The following is a 1,412-nucleotide window of genomic DNA, read 5'->3' on the forward strand; positions in this document are numbered from 1 at the left end:
AGGAAGGCGACAAGGTTGCCGAGGGCGATGTGATCTGCGTCCTGGAGGATGCGGGGACAAGCGGCGAGGAACAAGCGGAAAGCAAGCAGGGCGAAGCGCCGGCGAGCGAGCCGGCACCCGCGCAGGAACCGCAGGCATCCGAAGCGGAACAGGCCCCGGCCGCCGAGCCGACCCCCGAACAACCCGAAACCCGAAACGCGAAACCCGAAAAAGCCCCCGAAAAGCCGGTCCCGACGGCGGCGCCCGAAGGACGCCTGCCGGCGGTCGACGAGGGCGCCTTCGCCAAGGCCCACGCCTCGCCCGCGGTGCGCAAGTTCGCGCGCGAACTGGGCGTGGACCTGGGCCGGGTCGAGGGCAGCGGACCCAAGGGCCGGATCCGCAAGGAGGATGTCCAGGGCTACGTGAAGGGCGCGGTGCGCCGGGCCGAGAGCGCGCCCGCGGGCGGCGGCGATGGCCTGCCGGCCCAGCCGGAGGTCGATTACGGCAAGTTCGGCGAGGTCGAGACGGTGCCGATGTCGCGCATCCGCAAGCTCTCGGCGAAGCACCTGCACCGAAGCTGGCTGGTGGTGCCGCACGTCACCCAGTTCGACGCCGCCGACATCACCGACCTGGAAGCCTTCCGCAAGGACCAGAAGGCGCGCGCCGAGCGCGAGGGCGTCAAGCTCACCCTGCTCGCCTTCCTGCTCAAGGCCGCCGGAGCGGCCCTGGAGGAGTTCCCGGACCTGAACAGCGCCCTGGCCGCGGACGGCGAGAACCTGATCCGCCGCAAGTTCTGCCACATCGGCGTGGCGGTGGACACCGAGGGCGGCCTGGTGGTGCCGGTGATCCGCGACGTGGACCGCAAGAGCGTGTTCGAGATCGCCGCCGACCTGGGCGATGTCAGCGAGCGGGCCCGCGCCGGCAAGCTCAAGCGCGAGGACCTGGAGGGCGGCTGCTTCTCCATCTCCAGCCTGGGCGGCATCGGCGGCACCGCGTTCACGCCCATCGTCAACGCCCCCGAGGTCGCGATCCTGGGCGTCTCCCGCGCCGAGACCAAGCCGGTCTGGCGCGACGGCGAGTTCGTGCCGCGCCTGATGCTGCCGCTATCGCTGTCCTACGACCACCGCGTGATCGACGGCGCTGTCGCCGCCCGCATCACGACGTTCCTGTCGGAAGTCCTGGGCGATATCCGCAAGCTTTTGCTTTGATTGATGAACCACAGAGACACAGAGGACACAGAGCATAAAAGCGGTGAAAAGAGCCGGGTGGGAGCAATGACGCTTTGGCTCCGGCATCTCCGTGACTAACGACCCAATTCACTCTGTGTGCTCTGTGTCTCTGTGGTTAGGAAAAAGGCGATCTTATGACGACTGAGGTCAGGGTTCCGGACATAGGCGACTTCGACGCGGTCGAGGTGATCGAGGTGCTGGTGT

At 67.9% G+C, this 1,412-nt stretch carries 1 protein-coding gene; it reads left to right on the forward strand.

What is annotated here, in order from left to right:
* A partial coding sequence (locus tag PC39_RS16590) for a 2-oxo acid dehydrogenase subunit E2 (protein WP_353254530.1) occupies window positions 1–1,187 on the forward strand: 1,187 nt, incomplete at its 5' end.
* Window positions 1,188–1,412 lie beyond the last annotated feature (225 nt).

Origin of the sequence: Salinisphaera sp. PC39, assembly GCF_040361335.1 — a bacterium.
In the GTDB taxonomy this organism is placed as follows: Bacteria; Pseudomonadota; Gammaproteobacteria; order Nevskiales; family Salinisphaeraceae; genus APNM01.